Source organism: Streptomyces sp. NBC_01334 (genome assembly GCF_035983595.1).
In the GTDB taxonomy this organism is placed as follows: Bacteria; Actinomycetota; Actinomycetes; order Streptomycetales; family Streptomycetaceae; genus Streptomyces; species Streptomyces coriariae.
In genome coordinates, this window is the sequence record NZ_CP130718.1 from 5,122,030 (window position 1) to 5,139,411 (window position 17,382).

Consider the following 17,382-nt stretch of genomic DNA (forward strand, 5'->3'; position numbering starts at 1 on the left):
CATGGCCGACTTCCGGCTCATCGCCGACCGCATCGCCGGAGACATCGTCGCCGGACGGCTCGGCCCCGGCCAACAGCTGCCCCCGCAAAGGTGGTTCGCCCGGCGGCACCGCATCGCGCCCTCCACGGCCGGACGGGTCTACGGCGAACTCGTGCGGCGTGGCCTGGTGGTGGGCGAGGTGGGGCGAGGGACCTTCGTGCGGGCCGCGCCGGCCGTCGCGCAGGGGCGGGCGCTCATCGAGACGGCCACCTCCGCGCCCGTCAACCTCGAGCTCAACTACCCCTCGGCCGCGGGACAGTCGGAGATCGTCGCGGCCTCCCTCGCGCCGCTGCTGCGGGCCGACGTGCTGACGGAGGCCATGCGTCCGGGCGCCGCCGACGGGACCGCGGCCGCCCGCGAGAGCGCCGCGCGGCTCCTCGCCGTGCCGGGCTGGCGGCCCGACCCCGCCCAGCTGCTGTTCACCGGCAACGCCCGGCAGGCCATCGCCGCCGCCCTCGCCTCCCTGGTCCGGCCGGGCGGCCGGGTCGGGGTGGAGGAGCTGACCTATCCGCTGGTCAAGGAGATCGCCGGACGGCTGGGGGTGGTTCTCGTCCCGCTCGCGGGTGACGCGGAAGGAGTACGGCCGGACGCTCTGGCCGCCGTCCACCGGGCCGCTCCGCTTTCCGCCCTCTACCTCCAGCCGACGCTCCACAACCCGACGTCCTCGACCATGAGCGAGCGGCGGCGGGGCGAACTGGGTGACCTCGTCGTCGCGTTGGGGCTGCCGGTCGTCGAGGACCGCATCTGGTCCTTCCTCCGCCCGGACGCCGCCGCGTTCGCCGCGCACGCCCCGGGGCTGACCCATGTCGTCGACGGGCTGTCCAAGCGGGTCGCGCCGGGGCTGACCGTCGGCTTTCTCGTCGTACCGGAGGACCGGGCGGAGGCCGTGGGGGCGGCGGTGCGGTCCGGCGGGTGGAGCGCGGGACGGTTCGCGCTGGAGGCGGCCGTGCGGTGGACGGGTGACGGGGTGGTGCGGCGGCTCGTCGAGGAGAAGCGGGCGGACGCCGCCCGGCGCCAGGCGATCCTCACCGAGCACCTGACCGCACACCGCACCGAGCACGTCACCGAGCACCTCGGCGAGCAGAGCACGGTGGGCGCGGTACAGACCGATCCGTGCGCCTACTTCGCCTGGTGGGAGCTGCCCGCGCCCTGGCGGGCCGACACCTTCACCGCCGCAGCCGCCGCGCACGGCATCGCCGTGACCCCGGGGACCGCCTTCGCCGTCGACCCGCACCGCACCCCCGACGCGGTCAGGCTCGGACTCGCGTCGGCTCCGGAGGAGGAGTTGGCACGGGCGCTGCGCACACTCGCCGCCGTCGCAGCAGACGGACCGCCGGGGAGCGCCGGCGGATGAGCCAGGTCGCCGCCGCCACCGTCAGGCCCAGCGCGAGCAGCAGCCAGGAGGCCGTCCGCAGGGTCGCGGTGAGGGCGTCGTACACCGCGCCCGCGGCCGGGCGGTGGGCCTCGTCGGGGAGGTCGGAGAGGGTCAGACGGCGGGCGATCGCGACGGCGAGACCCAGCAACGCGCCACCCAGGGCGGTGCCGAGGGCCGTCGCCGTGACCGCCCGGCGGCGGGAGACCGCCAGGGAGATACCGGCCATCGCGAACACGACGGCTGCCAGGGGCAGCCAGAAACCGGCTACGTCGAGCACGTGGTAGCCCTTCCGGAGAGCGGCCAGTCCAGCTGGCGGGAGGAGTGCGACACGGGTGTGCTCCACCGGCACCCGGTCGGCGAACGGCACATGTTCGGCCGTCAGTTGACGCTTCAGCGGTGAGGTGACGGTCGCGAGGTCCACGGTCACCGGGTGGGTGTCGCGCTCGGCGCTCTCGTCGTTCAGCGCCCTCATCACGGCCGTGTGGGCCGCCTCGTTGCCCGCGTCCCAGGCCGTGCGGTAGGCGCGGGTCGCGGTGAAGGAGCGGACCGCGTCCCGCAGGAAGAGCGGGTTCAGCCCGGCCTCGCGTGCCACTGCGTCACCCACCGTGTCCGCGACGGCGTTCCGTACGGCGGGGTCGGAGGCGAGCGGCGCCATCGTGGCGACATAGCCGCGGGTGTCGGTGAGGCCGTACGCCGCCCAGGCCGCGAGCGCACCGAACGGCACGAGCAGGCAGGACAGCGCGACGAGGACGGCCGAGAGGGCGGTCCGCAGGCTTGGGGACACCCCTCCAGGCAACGGGGTCCGGGCGGGGAACGCGAGCCCATGGCGGCCGTCCGGGTGGCGCCCCGCGCAGGCCTGGCGACGCGCTCCGGTGGAGGGTTCACCCAAACGGGTGTTTCCTGGTTCTGGGGAGAAGGAGGTCGATCATGCGCACCACTTTGGCCCTGCGGACTCTGGCCGCGGCCCTGCTCACCGGCGGCACCCTCGCCGGCGCGACGCTGGGAACCACGGCGGCGGCGGCCCCTCCGACCAGCGGCGGCGACGGGAACAGCTCGATCAGGGGCACCGTCGTCTCCCGCTCCGAGCTGAGTGTGCGACAGGAACCCACCACCCGCTCGCACGTCGTCGCGACGCTCGCGCCCGGCAGTCACGACCGTGTGCAGTGCAGGGTCAAGGGGCAGAGCGTCAACGGCAACCCGGACTGGTACTGGCTCTTCGGCGCCCAGGGCTGGGCGAGCGCCGCCTTCGTGGACACCGGCGGCGCACGGGTGCCCGACTGCGCCGACCCGTGTCCGCGGTGGAAGAACGGCGACTGGACCAACTGGGACGACCCGTTCACCAACGGCTCGGTCGGCGTCTCGGCCTCCGTGACGTTCAGCTTCTCCGGCTCCTGGAGCTTCAGCACCACCGCGACATCAGGAACCTCGTCGGGTGACTGGGAGTGGGTCCCGGTCGGCCGGTGAGTGGAGGGATGAGGGAAGGCACGGGCCCCGGCGTACAACGCCGGGGCCCGTGTGCGTCCTTGCGCGGACGCCTGCGGTGGGCGGATCAGCGGATACGTTTTCCCGCCGCGTCCTCCTGCGTGTAGAAGCGGTAGAACAGCGTCAGGAAGACGCCTGCCGAGATGGCCAGGGACATCCCCACGGAGCGCAGGACGGTCGCGCCGGTCTGGCTGTAGAGGAAGCCGAAGGCGCAGCCGGCGAACGCCGTCCACAGCAGGGCGTGCAGCTCGCGCCGCATGTGTGGGGCCAGGGCGTGGATGCCCGTCCACAGGGCCGCGAACACGATCGCGCTCACGAAGCCGAGCAGCAGGTTCCAGCCGGTGATGGGGCCTCCGGAGCGGTTGTTGGCCGCGACCCAGTAGCCGTAGACGAGCCCCAGGGCCACGGGTGTAGTCCACTCCGCGGCCCGGTGGGCCCGTTCGCTGAAGACGTCGGTCGTACGGGACCGTGCGGACGGTGTCCGTGCGCCTGACGCGGGTGCCGCATGAGCCATGAGAGGACTCCTCTCTCCTCGCCCCCCGCCTACCAGGGCACACCTGGGCGGGGGCGGTGGCAAGTCGGGTGCGGCGGGTTCCTTCAGCGGGTTCGTCCGCCGGTTCCCGGATGCGGGCGCTGCGCCCCCGTGTTTCGCTGACCTCATGGAGTCCGGCGGTCACGGCCTGCTCGACCGCTTTCCGCGGGCCCGGCGCCGGGACGTCCTTCAGCGGCACCAGCTGCTCCAGATCCGGGGCCGCAGCGTCACCTGGCTCGTGCCGCTGGTGATGCTCGTCGCCATCACCTACGCCGACTTCCACACCACCGGCGAGTTCCGCATCGTCTCCTGGTGCGTCTTCGTCGCCGCCATCGCCGCCGCGCTCTGCGGGGTGTGGACGACGGCGCTCTTCGCGGTCCTCGCCCTGCTCACCTACGTCACCAGCGACGCCGCCTGGCCCTCCGAGTACCGGGAGGGCGCGGCCGACTTCGTGCTGGTGCTCGTCGGCGGTGTGCTGTCCGTGCTCGCCGCGTCGGTCCGGGTGCGCGCCGAGCGGCGGATGCTGCACATGATGCACATCGCCGAGACGACCCGCCGTACGGTGCTGCGTCCGTTGCCGCCGCACTGGGGCGGCCTCGACCACGCGGCGGTCTATCTGGCCGCCGACGCCGAGGCCCGGGTGGGCGGCGACTTCTACGACATCCAGCCGGGTCCGCACGGCACCCGGGTCCTCCTCGGTGACGTCCAGGGCAAGGGCCTGGGCGCGGTGGAGGCGGCGGCCGCGCTGCTGGGCACCTTCCGCGAGGCCGCGTACCACGAGGCGGATCTGGCGACCGTGGCCGGCCGGCTGGAGACCCGGATGCGACGGCACCGTGCGCACACCGCGGCCCTCGGGTGGGCGGACGGCGACCGGTTCGCCACGGCCGTGCTGATCGGGTTCCCCGGGCGGGGGAACGGCGTGGAGGGGGAGAACGGGATGGCCGTGGGGGAGCGGGGCGTGGTCGAGATCGTCGGGTTCGGGCACGAGCCGACGCTCGCGGTCGGCGGGCCGCAGGGCGTACGGGCCCTGCCGCACGGGGACGGGCTTCCGCTCGGCCTCGGCGAGCTCGTCGCGCAGGACGACGGGCCCCCGCCGGTGCTGCGGGTGGCCGTGGCCCCCGGTGAGACGCTCCTGCTGGTCACCGACGGGGTGACCGAGGCGCGGGACGGCGCAGGTGAGTTCTATCCGCTGGCCGAGGAGGTCGCGGCCGGCCTCGCCCGCGATCCGCGGACCGCCGAGCCGGGCCGGCTGGTGGCCTTCGTACGGGACGGCACGCTGCGGCACTGCCGAGGGCGTCTCGCCGACGACACGACGGTCTTCGCGGTGCGGCCGGTGACGCCAGCGCCGTCGGCCGACGAAGGCCCCGTAGGGGGACGTTTGCAGGCCTGAGGGTCCCCTTTGCACCCGCAGCGGTTACGGTGCTGAGGTACGTGATCGACAGGGGAGGGGACCATGCGGGAGGGGACCATGCCCGGAACCGTGCTGCTGCTCGCGGCCTCGCCCATGGGCAAGGGATGTCTGGTGGACGCGGCCTCCGTGCTCCCCGTGCTCGCGGCCGTGCCGCCTCCCGTGCTGGCCGGCACCGACACCGCGAACGTCGTCGAACTCGCCGATCCGCTGGATCCGCAGGCCGTTCTCACCCGGCTGCGGGCCGCCGCCGTGGCCCCCGGGCCGCTCACCCTGTTCGTCGCGGGTCAGCTGCAGCTCGACCGGCGGCAACGGCTGCCCCACCTGGCGCTCGCCCGTACGACGCCGCCGACCGTGCGGTACACGGCGTTCCCGTGGCACTGGTTCCGGGAGGAGCTGCGGCTGCGCGCGCCCGGCTCCACGACCCTGGTGCTCGATCTGCGCGCGGACCCGGAGACCTGGGACTGGCTGCGGGGGAACACCCTGGACTGCGGGCCCGCGGTCGCCGTCTACGGGCGGATCGCACCGCCGCCGGGCCGCCGGGCCGTCGCCGCGCCGTCGTACATGAGGGCGGTCGCGACGATACTGCGCAGCGGAGGCCGTCCGGCGGTCGACCGGTTGCACCAGGCGGCGCTGGCCCGCATCGCGGGAGACGGCGAGGTGGGCGACCTGGTACTCACCCCCTGGTCCACCCCCACCACCTCCGACGCACCGGCCGCGTTCGGTGATCCTGGTGCCTCGCGTGCACCTCTGGCGTCGCTCGCACCGGCGGTTCCTGGGGTGCCTGGCGCGTTCGACGGGTCTGGTGCCCCGCGTGCACCGCTCGCACCCGCCGCTTCCGGAGTACCTGTCGTGTCAGGCGCCCCCGTGGCCTCGGGCGCACTTCTTGCCTCGGCCGTGCCCGACGCTCCAGGTGTATCCGCCGCCTCGGGAAAACCTCTCACTTCGGCCGTACCCGCAGCTCGCGGTGAATCCACCGCCCCGGGCGCACCTCTCGCCTCGGCCGTACCTGCCACTTCTGCCGCACCTGGCGTGCCCACCGCCTCCGGCGCACCTGCCACCTCCGGCGTACCCGCGGCCTCCGGCGTACCCGGCGTACCCGGCGTGCCCGCCGGACCCGGCGTACCTGTCGATCCCCACGTCGCCATCTCCACCGCCGTGCGGGACGGGCGGCACGGTGATGCCGATGTTCTTGCCGCTCGGCTGGAGCAGGCGGCCGCCGTCTCGTGGGGGGTCGGGTCCGAGGAGGCGTTGCACTGGGGTGAGGTGCGGGCGGATCTGGCGATGTTCGCGGGGGACGCCGAGCGCAGTTGCCGTACCTGGATGGCGGTCGCCGTCGCCCGGCTGGAGGCCGGGCAGCCGGTCGACGCGCCCGCCGTGGAGGCGGCGGTCGACCGGGCGCACCACCAGTGGGGGCGGATCCCCGACGTGCCGCGGGCCCGCGCACTGGGCTCCGAGATCGCGCAGCTGCGCGGCCGGGTACCGGGCCGCCGCGAGGGCGCGCTGGACCACGTCCGGCAGCAGCTGCGGCAGCTTCAGACGCAGGGCTGAGCCGCCCCCGTGACGAAGCGGCCGCCGCCGACGGACGGGCGGGGGAGTCCGAGGCGCCCGGCGGCAGGCCCTAGCGGCGCTCCGCCGTCTCGTGCCGGGCCGTCGGGGAGGCCGGACCGGCGTCCGTCGCTCTGGCGGGGCCCGCGTTGGCCGCGGTGATCAGGGCCGTCACGGTCAGGACGGCCGCGGCGACCGCCCTGACATAGGGCGCGGAAGGGCGTGCGGATGTGCGTCCGGGCACGGCTACCTCGCAACGTCGGCGACTGCGATACTCACGTCAGCAAGCTGTTAAGCATGCTTAACTCGCCGTTTAACCTAGGGGCTGAGATAGTCCAACGGCAAGAGGCACAGGGGTAGTTGGGGGAGCCGGGCGTGGGAGAGCGGGACGAACCGGAGGTCGTCGGTCGCCGGGTGCAGCGGTTGCGGGTCGAACGAGGGCTGACACAACGGCAGTTGGCCGAGCCGACGTACACCCCCGCCTACGTTTCCACGCTGGAGGCCGGCCGGGTGCGGCCCTCCGACGAGGCGCTCAAACACATCGCCGAGCGGCTCGGCGTCGACTTCGAGGAGCTGGCGACCGGCCGGCCCGCCCGCCTCGTCACCGATCTGCGGCTCCGTCTCACCGAGGCCCAGCGGGCGCTGGCCACCGGGGCGGCCGAGGAGGCGGCCCTCCAGTACACCGGGCTGCTCGCGGAGGCCGAGGAGCACGGGCTGGCGGAGGAGCAGGCCACCGCGCTGCTCGGCCTCGGGGAGTGCGGGATCGACACGGGAGACCTGGACACGGCCCTGCGCTGCTTCGAGCGCGCCGAGGCCGCTCTCGCGCACGCGCCGCTCCCCGCCCGCGTCCCCGCCCTGCGCGGCCGCGCTGTCGCCCACTACCTCGCCGGTGAACTCCGTTACGCCGTCTACCTGCTGGAATCCACCCTCGACGAGCTCAACCGGGGAGGGCTGCACGACCCCGACGCGCTGCTCCTCCTGTACGCCTCCGTCATCGGCCCGTACATGGACATGGGCGCTCAGGCCCGCGCCGCGCAGGCCGCCGAGTTCGCCCTCGCCCTCGCGCCCCAGGTCGGCGACCCCGCCCTGGTCGCCCGTATGCACCGGTCCGTCGCCCGCACCCTGCTCGCCGAGGGCCGCCTCGCGGAGGCCGACGCCTCGCTGGCCAAGGCGTCCGAGCTCTACCGTCAGCTCCAGCTCCGTACCGAGCTGGCCAACTGCCACTGGATGCGTGGCTACGTCTACGCGCAGAACGGCGAACTTGGGCGCGCCGAGGACGAGTTGAAGCAAGCCCAGGCCATGCTCTCCGCGCAGCGCGCCGCCCTCTACAGCAGCCAGGTCGCCGTCGAGCTGGCCGACGTCCTGCACCGCCGGGGCAAGTCGGAGGAGGCCGCCGCGCTGCTGCACACCGTCCTCGGGGATCTGTCGCCCGAGCGCGGCGCCGTGCACTCCGCGGGGGCGCACCGGCTGCTCGGGATCATCGCCGAGGACGCGCGGGACACGGAGGCGGCGGAGGAGCACTATGTGCGCGCTCTCAGCCTGCTGGAGCGGGCGGGGGCCGCGGGGGATCTCGCCGATCTGTGCCGGATGCTGGGGGATCTGTTGCGGCGTACGGGGCGGGTGGAGGCGGCGCTCGACGCGTATCGCACGGGGCTCGGGCACCGCACGGCGCCGGGGACGACGACCCTGGGGCCGGCTCCCGCGCAGCCGCCGCTGTAGTCACAGCATTCTCTTGGGAAAGCGGCCGGTCGGGCACAGCCGTCGCCGCTAGTTTGCGAGGCGTGCAGAATCAACGGACTGTGGCCGACGGCCTGCGGGTCGTCGTGCGTGCGTCCGTGTACGCCGTGCTCGGGGGTGCCGCGCTCGTCGCCATCGCGACCGTCGTGTCCGTTCTCGGGCCGCTGCTCGCGCTCGACCTCTACACCCCGCCGGTGGCCGCCTGGTGGACGGTGTTCACCGCCGTCGCCGTCCAGGGGGTGCCCTTCCTGCTGCTCGGTACGGTCGTCTCGGCGGCGATCGGCGCGTTCGTGCCGGAGCGGGTGTTCCGCCGGCTCCTGCCGCGCAACCCCGCGCTCGCCGTGCCGGTGGCCGGTGTCGCCGGGGTCGTGCTGCCCGGCTGCGAGTGCGCCTCCGTGCCGGTGGCCGGGAGCCTGATGCGGCGCGGGGTCGCCCCGGCGGCCGCCCTCGCCTTCCTGCTCTCCGCGCCTGCGATCAACCCGGTCGTGCTCGTCGCGACCTCCATCGCCTTCCCGGGCCAGCCGAAGATGGTCCTGGCCCGGCTGCTCGCCTCGCTCGGCACCGCCGTGCTGATGGGCTGGCTGTGGGCGCGGTTCGGGAAGGAGAAGTGGCTGCGGCTCCCGGGGCGCGGCACGCCGTCGGCCCACACCACCGGCGCCCGCGCCTTCCTCACCGGACTTCAGCACGACTTCCTGCACGCGGGCGGCTTCCTGGTGCTGGGCGCGGCGGCCGCGGCGACCTTCAACATCGCGGTCCCGCGCTCGGTCCTCGACCTCTTCACCGGGTCGCCCTGGCTCGCCGTGCCGCTGCTGGCCGTACTGGCCGTCGTACTGTGCGTGTGCAGCGAGGCCGACGCCTTCGTCGCCGCCTCCCTGAGCGCCTTCCCGGCGACCGCACGGCTGGCGTTCATGGTGGTGGGCCCGATGGTGGACCTGAAGCTGCTCGCCCTCCAGGCGGGCACCTTCGGCCGGTCCTTCGCCGTACGGTTCGCGTCGGCGACCTGGGTGGTGGCAGTGGCCGCCAGCGTTCTCGTGGGGTGGTGGCTGCTGTGAGGCGGTACGGACCGGCGGCGCTGCTCCTCCTGACGGGCGGCGCGGTCCTGCGGATCACCCTCTTCGGCGATCTGTACCTGCGCTATGTGCAGGCGGGCCTGCGGCCCTACCTGATCGTGTCCGGGGTCGCCCTGGTGCTGCTGGGCCTCGTGACGGCGGTCCTGCGCCACCGCACGCCCAGCCCTCACGAGGGCGGCGACGGGGGCGCCGACGGGCACGCCGGTCACGAGGGGCATTCCCACGGCCCCGCCGGGCCCCGCGTCGCCTGGCTGCTCACGCTCCCGGCCCTCGCACTGCTCCTCTTCCCGCCCCCGGCCCTCGGCTCCTACAGCGCCGGCCGCGAGGCCGCCCAGCGGGCCGCGCAGGGCGTCGGCACCTTCCCGGCGCTCCCGGCGGGCAACCCGGTCGAGCTGACGGTCGCCGAGTTCAGCTCGCGCGCGATCTACGACAGCGGACACTCGCTGAAGGGCCGTACCGTCCGCCTGACCGGCTTCGTCACCCACGGCGACGACGGCGCCTGGTACGTCACCCGCCTGGTTGTGACCTGCTGCGCCGCCGACGCCACCACCGGCAAGGTCGAGATCCGGGACGCGGACGACGACGTCCTGCCCGCCGACACCTGGGTCACGGTCACCGGCGCCTGGCGTCCGAAGGGCAAGCTCGGCTCCGACGCGGCCTGGCCGCCGGTCCTGGACGCGGCCACGGTCACGCAGGTGGAACAGCCGGCGGATCCGTACGAGAAGCCGTAGCCGAGGCAGGTTCTCCCGGCGAGCGGGAGGGGTACCCGGCGCACCACGGGAGGCGAGCCGGCCCGTCGACGCAGGTGATGGCAGGTGATGACCATGGACCACCGGGATCGGGACCGGGTCGCCGAAGTCATCGCCGAGGAGACGCGCGGCGCCGGTCCGCGGGAGGTGCCGCAGCGGCTGTGCGACGCCGTGCTGAAGCTGCTGCCGGTGAGCGGGGCGAGCATGTCACTGCGCGGCGACGGAATTCCGGTGCCGCTGAGCGCGAGCGACGAGCGGGCCGCGTATGTGATGGAGATGCAGGTCAGCCTGGGGGACGGGCCCTGCTTCGAGGCGGTCGAGACCGGTTCGGTGGTCTCCGCCCGGGATCTGATGTCGAGCCGGGACGCCTCCCGCTGGCCGGTGTTCGCCCAGCAGACGGCGGCGCTCGGGTTGCGGTCGGTGTACGCGCTGCCGCTGGGCGACCGCGCGGTGTGCGTGGGCACCCTCGATCTCTACCGGGACGTGCCCGGCGAGCTCGCCGCCGAGGAGGTCGGCAGGGCGCGGGTGGTGGCCGAGAGGGTGACGGACGCGCTGGTGGCGCTGCCGCGGGCGGAGTCGGACGACCCGGACGACGTCGGCCGCTGGCTCAGCCCGCTGGCCACCGACCACGACGATGTGTACCGGGCCGTCGGGATGGTGATGGCCCAGCTCGGGGTCGCCGCGGACGAGGCGCTGTCGCTGCTGCGCGGCCACGCCTTCGCGAGGAGCCGTACGGTGCTGGAACTGTCCCACGAGCTGGTCGCCCTGCGGACGCGCTTCGACGACGACCCGCTCCTCTGACCTCCCCCCTGACCTCGCTCCTCTGACCTCGATCCTCAGCCCCGCCCCTCTGACTCCTGACCTCGCCTCTCCGACCCCGTACCCGCACGCACTCGCCGGGGCGCTCGCCCCAGCGCCTCAGACCTGCACCTTCCCCTGCTGTCTGACGTCGGCCAGTCGCCGGACGCCGAGCTGGACGGCCGCCTGGGTCGCCGCGTTCGGCGCGTCGTTCAGGCCGCCGTTGGTGAGGGCGAAGGAGTCCTCGCCGGCCCGGACGGCGGCGACGTCCAGGGTGAGGGCGGTCGGATCGCCGCCGGCGTTCTCCTCGGCCGTCGCCCAGATCGTCAGGGTCACGCGCAGGCCCTGGCGGAGGTCACCCACCTCCGGCAGCGGCAGCTCGGAGACCTGCGCGTCCAGCACCGTGTCGCCGGTCGCCTTGGCCGTGAACCGGGCGCACTTCTGCGGCATCGTCTTCAGCCAGGCCAGCCGGGCGTCGACGTCCGCCGGACGGCTGCCGCTGAGCTGGTAGCGCAGCTGGGCGCCGGCGTCCGGGTCGTCGAGTCCGACGACCGCGCGGGCGGGGCCGCCGAGCAGCTCGTCGGCGTAGAGGGCGTCGAGGAACTTCTGGCAGTCGGGGACCGAGGTGGTCGCCTTGAGCATGCCGTCCCGCCAGGTGGCGGCGCCACGGGTCGGGGTCCAGGGCGCGCCGAGGTCGGATTCGGTGATGAGGGCGGCGCGCGCCTGCGCCTCGGTGAGGACGGGCGAGGTGGTCGGCGCGGTGGGCCTGGCCGACGACCGCTCGACGGTCGGGGTGGCCGGAGCGGCGGTCGGCGGGTGTTCCAGACCGAGGGTGGCGCAGCCGCCGGTGAGGGTGGCGACGGCGACGAGGAGGAGCGTGGAGGCGAGGAGGGGGGGACGGGCCATCGGGGGGTGCCTCCAGGAGTGCGCGCGCGGGTGCCTCCTCTCACGGCAACACCGGTGCCACGAGCCGACCAGCGCGGCGGGCCGTACGGGTTACCGGCGTTGGTGCGGGCGGGTGGTGCAGGTGGTGCGGGCGGTCGGCGGCACGGCGGACGGCGGAGTGGGCGGGTGACGGCGGAGTGGGTGGGTGACGGGGCGGCAGACGGGCGGATTGGGCGACGCGGGAAAACGGATCGCGTCGGGCGGGACCCCGTTGCTACCGTCGTCGGCATGAAGCGCGCCCAGCCGTCCCTCACGACGACGCCGGACCCCGTCCCGGCGCGCTGATCCACGAACTGGATGTCCGAAGCCCCGGGGCGAGTGCCCCGGGGCTTCGACGTGCTCCGGTTCCTCGCCCCTCCCCGAGCGAGGGAGCCCTCATGAACGACCGGAACCGCGACCCGGAGCACGTCCACGGCCATGACCACCGGCGCCTGGGCCGTGAGCTCGGCCTCTTCGACACCGACCCCCTGATGGGCGCGGGCCTGCCGTACTGGCTGCCGGACGGCGCGGTCGTACGCCACGCCCTGGAGGAGTACGTACGGCAGGCCGAGCGCGCCGCCGGCTACCGGCACGTGTACTCGCCGGTCCTCGGCAAGCGCGAGCTGTACGAGATCTCGGGTCACTGGGACCACTACAGCGAGGACATGTTCCCGCCGATGGAACTGGGCGCCGAGCAGGTCGTGCTGCGCCCCAGCCTCTGCCCCCACCACGCGCTCATCTACCGTTCCCGCTCCCACAGCTACCGCGAACTGCCGCTCCGTATCGCCGAGTTGGGCGGCATGTACCGCTCCGAGCCGTCCGGTGTGCTCGGCGGGCTGACCCGCGTACGGGCCATCCAGCTCAACGACGCCCATATCTTCTGCACCCTGGAGCAGGCCGTCGAAGAGGCCCGGGCCGCCCTGGAACTCATCGGCCGCGCCTATGCCGACCTGGGGATCCGCCCGGCCCGGTACCGGCTCTCCCTGCCGGGCGAGGGCGGTAAGTACGTGGCCGACCCGGAGCTCTGGCGGCGGGCCACCGAGCTGCTCCGGGAGGTCCTTCGGCAAGCGGGCATCGCCTACGAGGCCGTCGAGGGCGAGGCCGCCTTCTACGGTCCGAAGATCGACGTGCAGATCACCGACCGCGCGGGCCGCGAGGCGACCCTCTCCACCGTCCAGATCGACTTCCACCAGCCCGAACGCTTCGACCTGCACTACATCGGCGCCGACGGGGCGAAACACCGCCCGGTGATGGTGCACCGCAGTGTCATCGGCAGTGTGGAACGGGCCGTGGCGCATCTCCTCGAGGAACACGGCGGCGCGTTCCCCGTCTGGCTGGCGCCGGTCCAGCTGGCCGTGCTGCCGGTGTCGCAGGCGCAGGAGGAACAGGCGGCGGAGCTGGTGCGGCGGGCGGTGGCAGCAGGGCTCCGGGCGGAACTCGCCGGGCCGGACCGGGGCAGCCTGGGGGCCCGGGTCCGGGCGGCCCGGCTGGTGCCCTACCAGGCGGTGATCGGGGAGCGGGAGGCGCAGGGCGACCTGGCCGCCGTACGGCTGCGCGACGGCCGCCGCCCGGGGGCGCTGTCCGCCGACGAGCTGGTCCGCCGGATCGGGGAGCGGGCGGCGGCCCGCGGGACCGGGCTGTGGGTGTGAACGCGCCCGCATAGGGTCGGTGGCGACGGCGAACGTGGTGCGGAAGGAGTCCCTGAGGTGACCGAGCAGCCCATCCCCGTGATCATCGACTGCGACACGGGCGTCGACGACGCCCTCGCCCTGCTGTTCGCGGTGCGCCATCCCGGCCTGGACGTGCGGGCGGTGACGTGCGTGGCCGGGAACACGGACGTGGACGGCGTGGTCCGCAACACGCTGACCGTGCTGGAGTACGCGGGCGCCGGGGACATCCCGGTCGCCCGGGGCGCCGAGCGGCCACTGATCGAACCGGTCCGCACGGCGAGCCATGTGCACGGCCAGGACGGCATGGGGGACCTCGGTCTGCCCGCTCCGACCCGCAGGCCGGTCGACGTGGACGCGGTCACGCTGCTGCGCCGGGAGATCCTCGCCTCCCCGCGCCCGGTCACCCTCGTCCCCACCGCCCCGCTGACGAACATCGCCCTGCTGCTGCGCACCCACCCGGAGGTGACCCGCAACATCGAGCGGATCGTGTTCATGGGCGGCGCGGTGACGACCGGGAACGCCACGCCGGTCGCGGAGTTCAACGTGTGGCACGACCCGGAGGCGGCGGCGATCCTGCTCACCGCGGGTGTGCCGATCACCATGTACGGCCTGGACGTCTTCAAGCGGGTCCTGGTGCCGGCGGCGGACGTGGCGCGGCTGCGGGCGAGTCCGGAGCCCCGTCTCCGGCTGGCCGGCGAACTGCTCGCCCACCGCGACCCGGCCACCTCCGGCGACCCCACGCCCACCGGTGGCCTCGGCGACGCGGGCGCGGTCTGCGCGGTGGCGGACCCGGCGGGACTGACCACCGAGCTCCTCCCGGTGGAGGTCTCGCTGGCCCCCGGTCCGGCCCGCGGCCAGACGGTCGTCGACCGCCGCCCGCGCCCCGGCGAGTCCGAGATCCACGAGGGCGCACGCGAACAGACCCTCGTGGACGTGGCGTTGGACGTGGACGTCGATCGATACGTGAAGCTGTGGCTGACGGCGGTGGAGGGCTAGCCCGCAAGCCCCGCCGGCCCCGCAAGCTGCACGTCTCCACGTGCTCCACAAGCCCTCAAGGCAGAACGCGGGTCTGGGGACATGGTCCCCAGACCCGCGTCACATCAGCCGAGCCGGCCTCTCAGCCGGCCACTCGTCCGAGTCAGCCGCGCAGCGCCTTGCGGCGCCGGGTCGCGACGACGATCGCCGCGCCGCCCGCGAGCAGTGCGGCCGCGCCGCCCGCGATCAGCGGGGTGTTGCTGTCCGCACCGGTCTCGGCGAGGTCACCGCCGCCACCGTTCGGCGTGGGGGCCGGTGCGCTCGTCGACTCGGACGCGGACGGCGTCGGCGTGCTCGACTCCGGCGCGGACGGCGACGGAGACGTGCTCCCGGACGCCGACTCGGAAGGCTCCGACGGCTTCGAGGGCTTCGACGGCTCCGACGGGGTCGAGGCGGACGGCGACGGCGACGACCCGCCCCCGGCCGGCGGGGACGCCGGCGGCTGCTCGGTGACCGTGCAGTCCTTCGTGCCGCCGTTCCAGGCCGCGATCAGCTTGTCCTTGATGACCGGACGGTCCGGCCCCTTGGGCAGGTCCCCGTGGACGAACCCGTCCTTCGCGTCGAGCTTGCCGTCGAACTTGACCGCGCCCCGGTAGAGGTCGATCTGCGCGTAGCAGCCCGCGTCGGGCACGGAGATGTCGAGGGTGTCGGTCTGGCCGGGCTTGACCGTCACGCTGTCGAAGTCGACGAAGACCTGCTCGCCGGAGGTGCCGAAGCTGGAGCCGTGGGCGAGGTAGGAGGCGAGGGAGGCGGTGCACGTCGACGCGTCGCCGGCCGCACGGACCTTGACGTGGATCTTGCCGTCCTCGGTCGGCTTGAGGTTCTGGTCGTCGACCCGGACCGAGTCGTAGAAGTGTGTGCCGTCGAGCGAGAACTGGCAGCGGTCGGTGCCCGTCTCGGTGCCCGCGCCCGTCCCCGGCTGGTACTGGCCGCCGGACTTCCAGCCGTCGCCACCGGGCGTGCCGGTGCCGGCGAAGGCGCCGGAGGCGGCGGCGACTGAGGCGGCGCACAGGGTGAGCGAAGCGGCGCCCGTCCCCAGCAGGCGGCGCACGGTGACACGTCTCGCTATGGACATGCGTATCCCATTCTTGGCGAGTGCCAGGACTGATCGGCCAGAGCTGAATGGCCGGGGCTGATTGGTCAGATCAGAAGAAGAAACACCAGGCCCTCCGGTCACAGGGGCCACAGCGTGGGCCCATCGTCGTGCGGACCACAGACCGCTGTCAACCTGCGTCAAACCTCGGGGAGTTCAAGGTTCCGTCACATCTCCCTCACGTTCGGAATGATCCACTCCGAACGGCCCGCACGTTCACTTTCCGGGCAAGATGGACAGACTTTCGCTCATGACCGACTTCTCCTCCCACCGCCCCGACTGGTGGCGCCAGGCCGTCGTCTACCAGGTCTATCCGCGCAGTTTCGCCGACGCCGACGGCGACGGACTCGGGGACCTGCGTGGCGTCACCGACCGGCTGCCCCACCTGGCCGGCCTCGGCGTGGACGCCCTCTGGCTCTCCCCCTTCTACCCGTCCGAGCTCGCCGACGGCGGCTACGACGTCGCCGACCACCGGGACGTGGACCCGCGCCTGGGGTCCCTGGCCGACTTCGACGCGCTGGCCGCCGAGGCCCACCGTCTCGGGCTGAAGGTGATCGTCGACCTCGTCCCCAACCACACCTCCCACCAGCACCTGTGGTTCCAGGAGGCCCTGACCGCCGGCCCCGGCTCCCCGGCCCGTGAGCGCTACGTCTTCCGTGACGGGCGCGGCCCGAGCGGCGAACTACCGCCCACCGACTGGCAGTCGGTCTTCGGCGGCAGCGCCTGGCAGCGCGTCCCCGACGGCCAGTGGTACCTGCACCTCTTCGCCCGTGAGCAGCCCGACCTGAACTGGGACCACGAGGAGGTCCGCGAGGACTTCCGCACCACCCTGCGCTTCTGGTCCGACCGGGGCGTGGACGGCTTCCGCGTGGACGTGGCCCACGCCCTCGCCAAGGACCTCGCCGAACCCCTCCGTGACCTGGGCACACCGGAACTCGCCGGCGAGGACGCCCTCGACCGCCTGCCCCCCGGCACCCACCCCTTCTACGACCGCGACGAGGTCCACGAGATCTACCGCGACTGGCGCCGCGTCCTCGACTCGTACACCCCGCCCCGCACGGCCGTCGCCGAGGCCTGGGTCCCGGGTGCCCGCCGCGCCCTCTACGCCCGCCCCGAGGAACTGAACCAGGCGTTCAACTTCGAGTATCTCCAGGCGAGCTGGGACGCCGAGGAGATCCGTACGGTCGTCACCGACTCCCTGGCCACCGCCCGCGCCGTCGGAGCCTCGGCCACCTGGGTGCTGTCCAACCACGACGTCCTGCGCCACGCCTCCCGCCTCATGCTGCCGCCGGGCACGGACGACAACGCCTGGCTCCTCTCCGGCGGCCACGCCCCGCCCGTCGACGAGGCGGCCGGTCTGCGCCGGGCCCGCGCGGCGACGCTGCTGATGCTGGCGCTGCCGGGATCGTCGTACGTCTACCAGGGTGAGGAGCTGGGCCTGCCCGAGGTCGCCGACCTGCCCGTGGAGGTGCTCCAGGACCCGCTCTGGGAGCAGACGGGCCGTGTCCGCAAGGGCCGCGACGGCTGCCGGGTGCCGCTGCCCTGGACGACGACGGGAGCGTCGTACGGCTTCGGGGCGTCCGGTGCCTGGCTGCCGCAGCCGCCGTACTTCGCGCGGTACGCCGTCGAGGCCCAGGAGGGCGTGCAGGGCTCCACGCTGGAGCTCTACCGCACGGCGCTGCGCCTGCGCCGCAAGCTGCTCGACGGGGAGGAGCTCGACTGGCTGCGGGACGGCACCCCGCCGGGTGTGCTGGCGTTCGCCCGCCACGACGGCTGGCGGTGCGTGACCAACCTGTCGGACGCGCCTGTGCCGCTGCCGCCGGGCGAGGTGCTGCTGAGCAGCGTTCCCCTCGACGACGACGGGCTGCTGGGCCCGGACACGACGGTGTGGCTGGCCTAGGGGACCCGTGGTGGCTCCGACC

Annotated in this window: 16 protein-coding genes; 11 read left to right on the forward strand and 5 right to left on the reverse strand. The window is 73.9% G+C overall.

All coding sequences use genetic code 11. From position 1 onward, the window contains the following. Position 1 precedes the first annotated feature (1 nt). On the forward strand, positions 2 to 1,393 hold the full coding sequence (locus tag OG736_RS22960; protein ID WP_327184105.1) for an aminotransferase-like domain-containing protein: 1,392 nt from the start codon (positions 2 to 4) through the stop codon (positions 1,391 to 1,393). Here the strand turns inward: OG736_RS22960 and OG736_RS22965 are convergent. After that, entirely contained in the window at positions 1,290 to 2,198 is a 909-nt protein-coding gene (locus tag OG736_RS22965; protein ID WP_327184106.1) for a hypothetical protein, read from the reverse strand. The genes OG736_RS22960 and OG736_RS22965 overlap by 104 nt on opposite strands. Before the next feature lie 143 nt (positions 2,199 to 2,341). Between OG736_RS22965 and OG736_RS22970 the strand changes: the two genes are divergently transcribed. Beyond that, positions 2,342 to 2,878, forward strand: a complete 537-nt coding sequence (locus tag OG736_RS22970) for an SH3 domain-containing protein (protein ID WP_327184107.1) — start codon at positions 2,342 to 2,344, stop codon at positions 2,876 to 2,878. An 85-nt stretch (positions 2,879 to 2,963) separates the two neighbouring features. Here the strand turns inward: OG736_RS22970 and OG736_RS22975 are convergent, their stop codons facing one another. Further along, a complete protein-coding gene (locus OG736_RS22975) occupies positions 2,964 to 3,410 on the reverse strand; it encodes a hypothetical protein (protein ID WP_327184108.1) in 447 nt (148 codons plus the stop codon). A gap of 145 nt (positions 3,411 to 3,555) precedes the next feature. Here OG736_RS22975 and OG736_RS22980 point away from each other — a divergent pair, with 145 nt between their 5' ends. Together OG736_RS22980 and OG736_RS22985 are read left to right on the forward strand one after the other, a co-directional pair. Further along, positions 3,556 to 4,818 (forward strand): PP2C family protein-serine/threonine phosphatase, encoded by a 1,263-nt coding sequence (locus OG736_RS22980; RefSeq protein WP_327184109.1) that lies wholly within the window; start codon positions 3,556 to 3,558, stop codon positions 4,816 to 4,818. A gap of 78 nt (positions 4,819 to 4,896) precedes the next feature. Further along, positions 4,897 to 6,387, forward strand: a complete 1,491-nt coding sequence (locus tag OG736_RS22985; protein WP_327184110.1) for a hypothetical protein — start codon at positions 4,897 to 4,899, stop codon at positions 6,385 to 6,387. Positions 6,388 to 6,457: 70 nt separating this feature from the next. Here OG736_RS22985 and OG736_RS22990 read toward each other — a convergent pair whose 3' ends face one another. Next, the gene (locus OG736_RS22990; protein ID WP_327184111.1) at positions 6,458 to 6,628 is read right to left on the reverse strand and encodes a hypothetical protein; all 171 of its coding nucleotides are present in this window, start codon (positions 6,626 to 6,628) and stop codon (positions 6,458 to 6,460) included. 131 nt (positions 6,629 to 6,759) lie between these two features. Between OG736_RS22990 and OG736_RS22995 the strand changes: the two genes are divergently transcribed. The 4 genes from OG736_RS22995 (at position 6,760) to OG736_RS23010 (ending at position 10,741) form a co-directional block, all read left to right on the forward strand. After that, positions 6,760 to 8,103 carry a helix-turn-helix domain-containing protein gene (locus tag OG736_RS22995; RefSeq protein ID WP_327184112.1) on the forward strand — a complete coding sequence of 448 codons (1,344 nt, stop codon included), beginning with the start codon at positions 6,760 to 6,762 and terminating at the stop codon, positions 8,101 to 8,103. A gap of 62 nt (positions 8,104 to 8,165) precedes the next feature. Continuing rightward, positions 8,166 to 9,173 carry a permease gene (locus OG736_RS23000; RefSeq protein ID WP_327184113.1) on the forward strand — a complete coding sequence of 336 codons (1,008 nt, stop codon included), beginning with the start codon at positions 8,166 to 8,168 and terminating at the stop codon, positions 9,171 to 9,173. Then, positions 9,170 to 9,922 (forward strand): TIGR03943 family putative permease subunit, encoded by a 753-nt coding sequence (locus OG736_RS23005; RefSeq protein ID WP_327187684.1) that lies wholly within the window; start codon positions 9,170 to 9,172, stop codon positions 9,920 to 9,922. Before OG736_RS23000 ends, OG736_RS23005 begins: the two co-directional genes overlap by 4 nt. Before the next feature lie 93 nt (positions 9,923 to 10,015). Beyond that, entirely contained in the window at positions 10,016 to 10,741 is a 726-nt protein-coding gene (locus OG736_RS23010; protein WP_327184114.1) for a GAF and ANTAR domain-containing protein, read from the forward strand. A 117-nt stretch (positions 10,742 to 10,858) separates the two neighbouring features. Here OG736_RS23010 and OG736_RS23015 read toward each other — a convergent pair whose 3' ends face one another. Further along, the gene (locus OG736_RS23015; protein ID WP_327184115.1) at positions 10,859 to 11,644 is read right to left on the reverse strand and encodes a hypothetical protein; all 786 of its coding nucleotides are present in this window, start codon (positions 11,642 to 11,644) and stop codon (positions 10,859 to 10,861) included. Positions 11,645 to 12,060: 416 nt separating this feature from the next. On the opposite strand from OG736_RS23015, the gene thrS reads away from it, so the two are divergent. Continuing rightward, entirely contained in the window at positions 12,061 to 13,311 is a 1,251-nt protein-coding gene (gene thrS / locus OG736_RS23020) for a threonine--tRNA ligase (protein WP_327184116.1), read from the forward strand. A 57-nt stretch (positions 13,312 to 13,368) separates the two neighbouring features. After that, a complete protein-coding gene (locus OG736_RS23025) occupies positions 13,369 to 14,328 on the forward strand; it encodes a nucleoside hydrolase (protein WP_327184117.1) in 960 nt (319 codons plus the stop codon). A 142-nt stretch (positions 14,329 to 14,470) separates the two neighbouring features. On the opposite strand, the gene OG736_RS23030 is transcribed toward OG736_RS23025, so the two are convergent. Next, complete coding sequence (locus OG736_RS23030; RefSeq protein WP_327184118.1) at positions 14,471 to 15,442, reverse strand: LAETG motif-containing sortase-dependent surface protein; 972 nt, start codon at positions 15,440 to 15,442, stop codon at positions 14,471 to 14,473. A gap of 268 nt (positions 15,443 to 15,710) precedes the next feature. Between OG736_RS23030 and OG736_RS23035 the strand changes: the two genes are divergently transcribed. Next, positions 15,711 to 17,360: a glycoside hydrolase family 13 protein gene (locus OG736_RS23035; RefSeq protein WP_327184119.1), complete on the forward strand. Its 1,650-nt coding sequence runs from the start codon at positions 15,711 to 15,713 to the stop codon at positions 17,358 to 17,360. Positions 17,361 to 17,382: the final 22 nt, after the last annotated feature.

Excerpts from the sequence above, each read along its gene's own strand:
- OG736_RS22960 (WP_327184105.1), top strand. The coding sequence starts at position 2 with ATGGCCGACTTCCGGCTCATCGCCGACCGCATCGCCGGAGACATCGTC.
- OG736_RS22970 (WP_327184107.1), top strand. The coding sequence starts at position 2,342 with ATGCGCACCACTTTGGCCCTGCGGACTCTGGCCGCGGCCCTGCTCACC.
- OG736_RS22975 (WP_327184108.1), bottom strand. The coding sequence starts at position 3,410 with ATGGCTCATGCGGCACCCGCGTCAGGCGCACGGACACCGTCCGCACGG.
- OG736_RS22980 (WP_327184109.1), top strand. The coding sequence starts at position 3,556 with ATGGAGTCCGGCGGTCACGGCCTGCTCGACCGCTTTCCGCGGGCCCGG.
- OG736_RS22985 (WP_327184110.1), top strand. The coding sequence starts at position 4,897 with ATGCCCGGAACCGTGCTGCTGCTCGCGGCCTCGCCCATGGGCAAGGGA.
- OG736_RS23010 (WP_327184114.1), top strand. The coding sequence starts at position 10,016 with ATGGACCACCGGGATCGGGACCGGGTCGCCGAAGTCATCGCCGAGGAG.
- OG736_RS23015 (WP_327184115.1), bottom strand. The coding sequence starts at position 11,644 with ATGGCCCGTCCCCCCCTCCTCGCCTCCACGCTCCTCCTCGTCGCCGTC.
- thrS (WP_327184116.1), top strand. The coding sequence starts at position 12,061 with ATGAACGACCGGAACCGCGACCCGGAGCACGTCCACGGCCATGACCAC.
- OG736_RS23030 (WP_327184118.1), bottom strand. The coding sequence starts at position 15,442 with ATGTCCATAGCGAGACGTGTCACCGTGCGCCGCCTGCTGGGGACGGGC.
- OG736_RS23035 (WP_327184119.1), top strand. The coding sequence starts at position 15,711 with ATGACCGACTTCTCCTCCCACCGCCCCGACTGGTGGCGCCAGGCCGTC.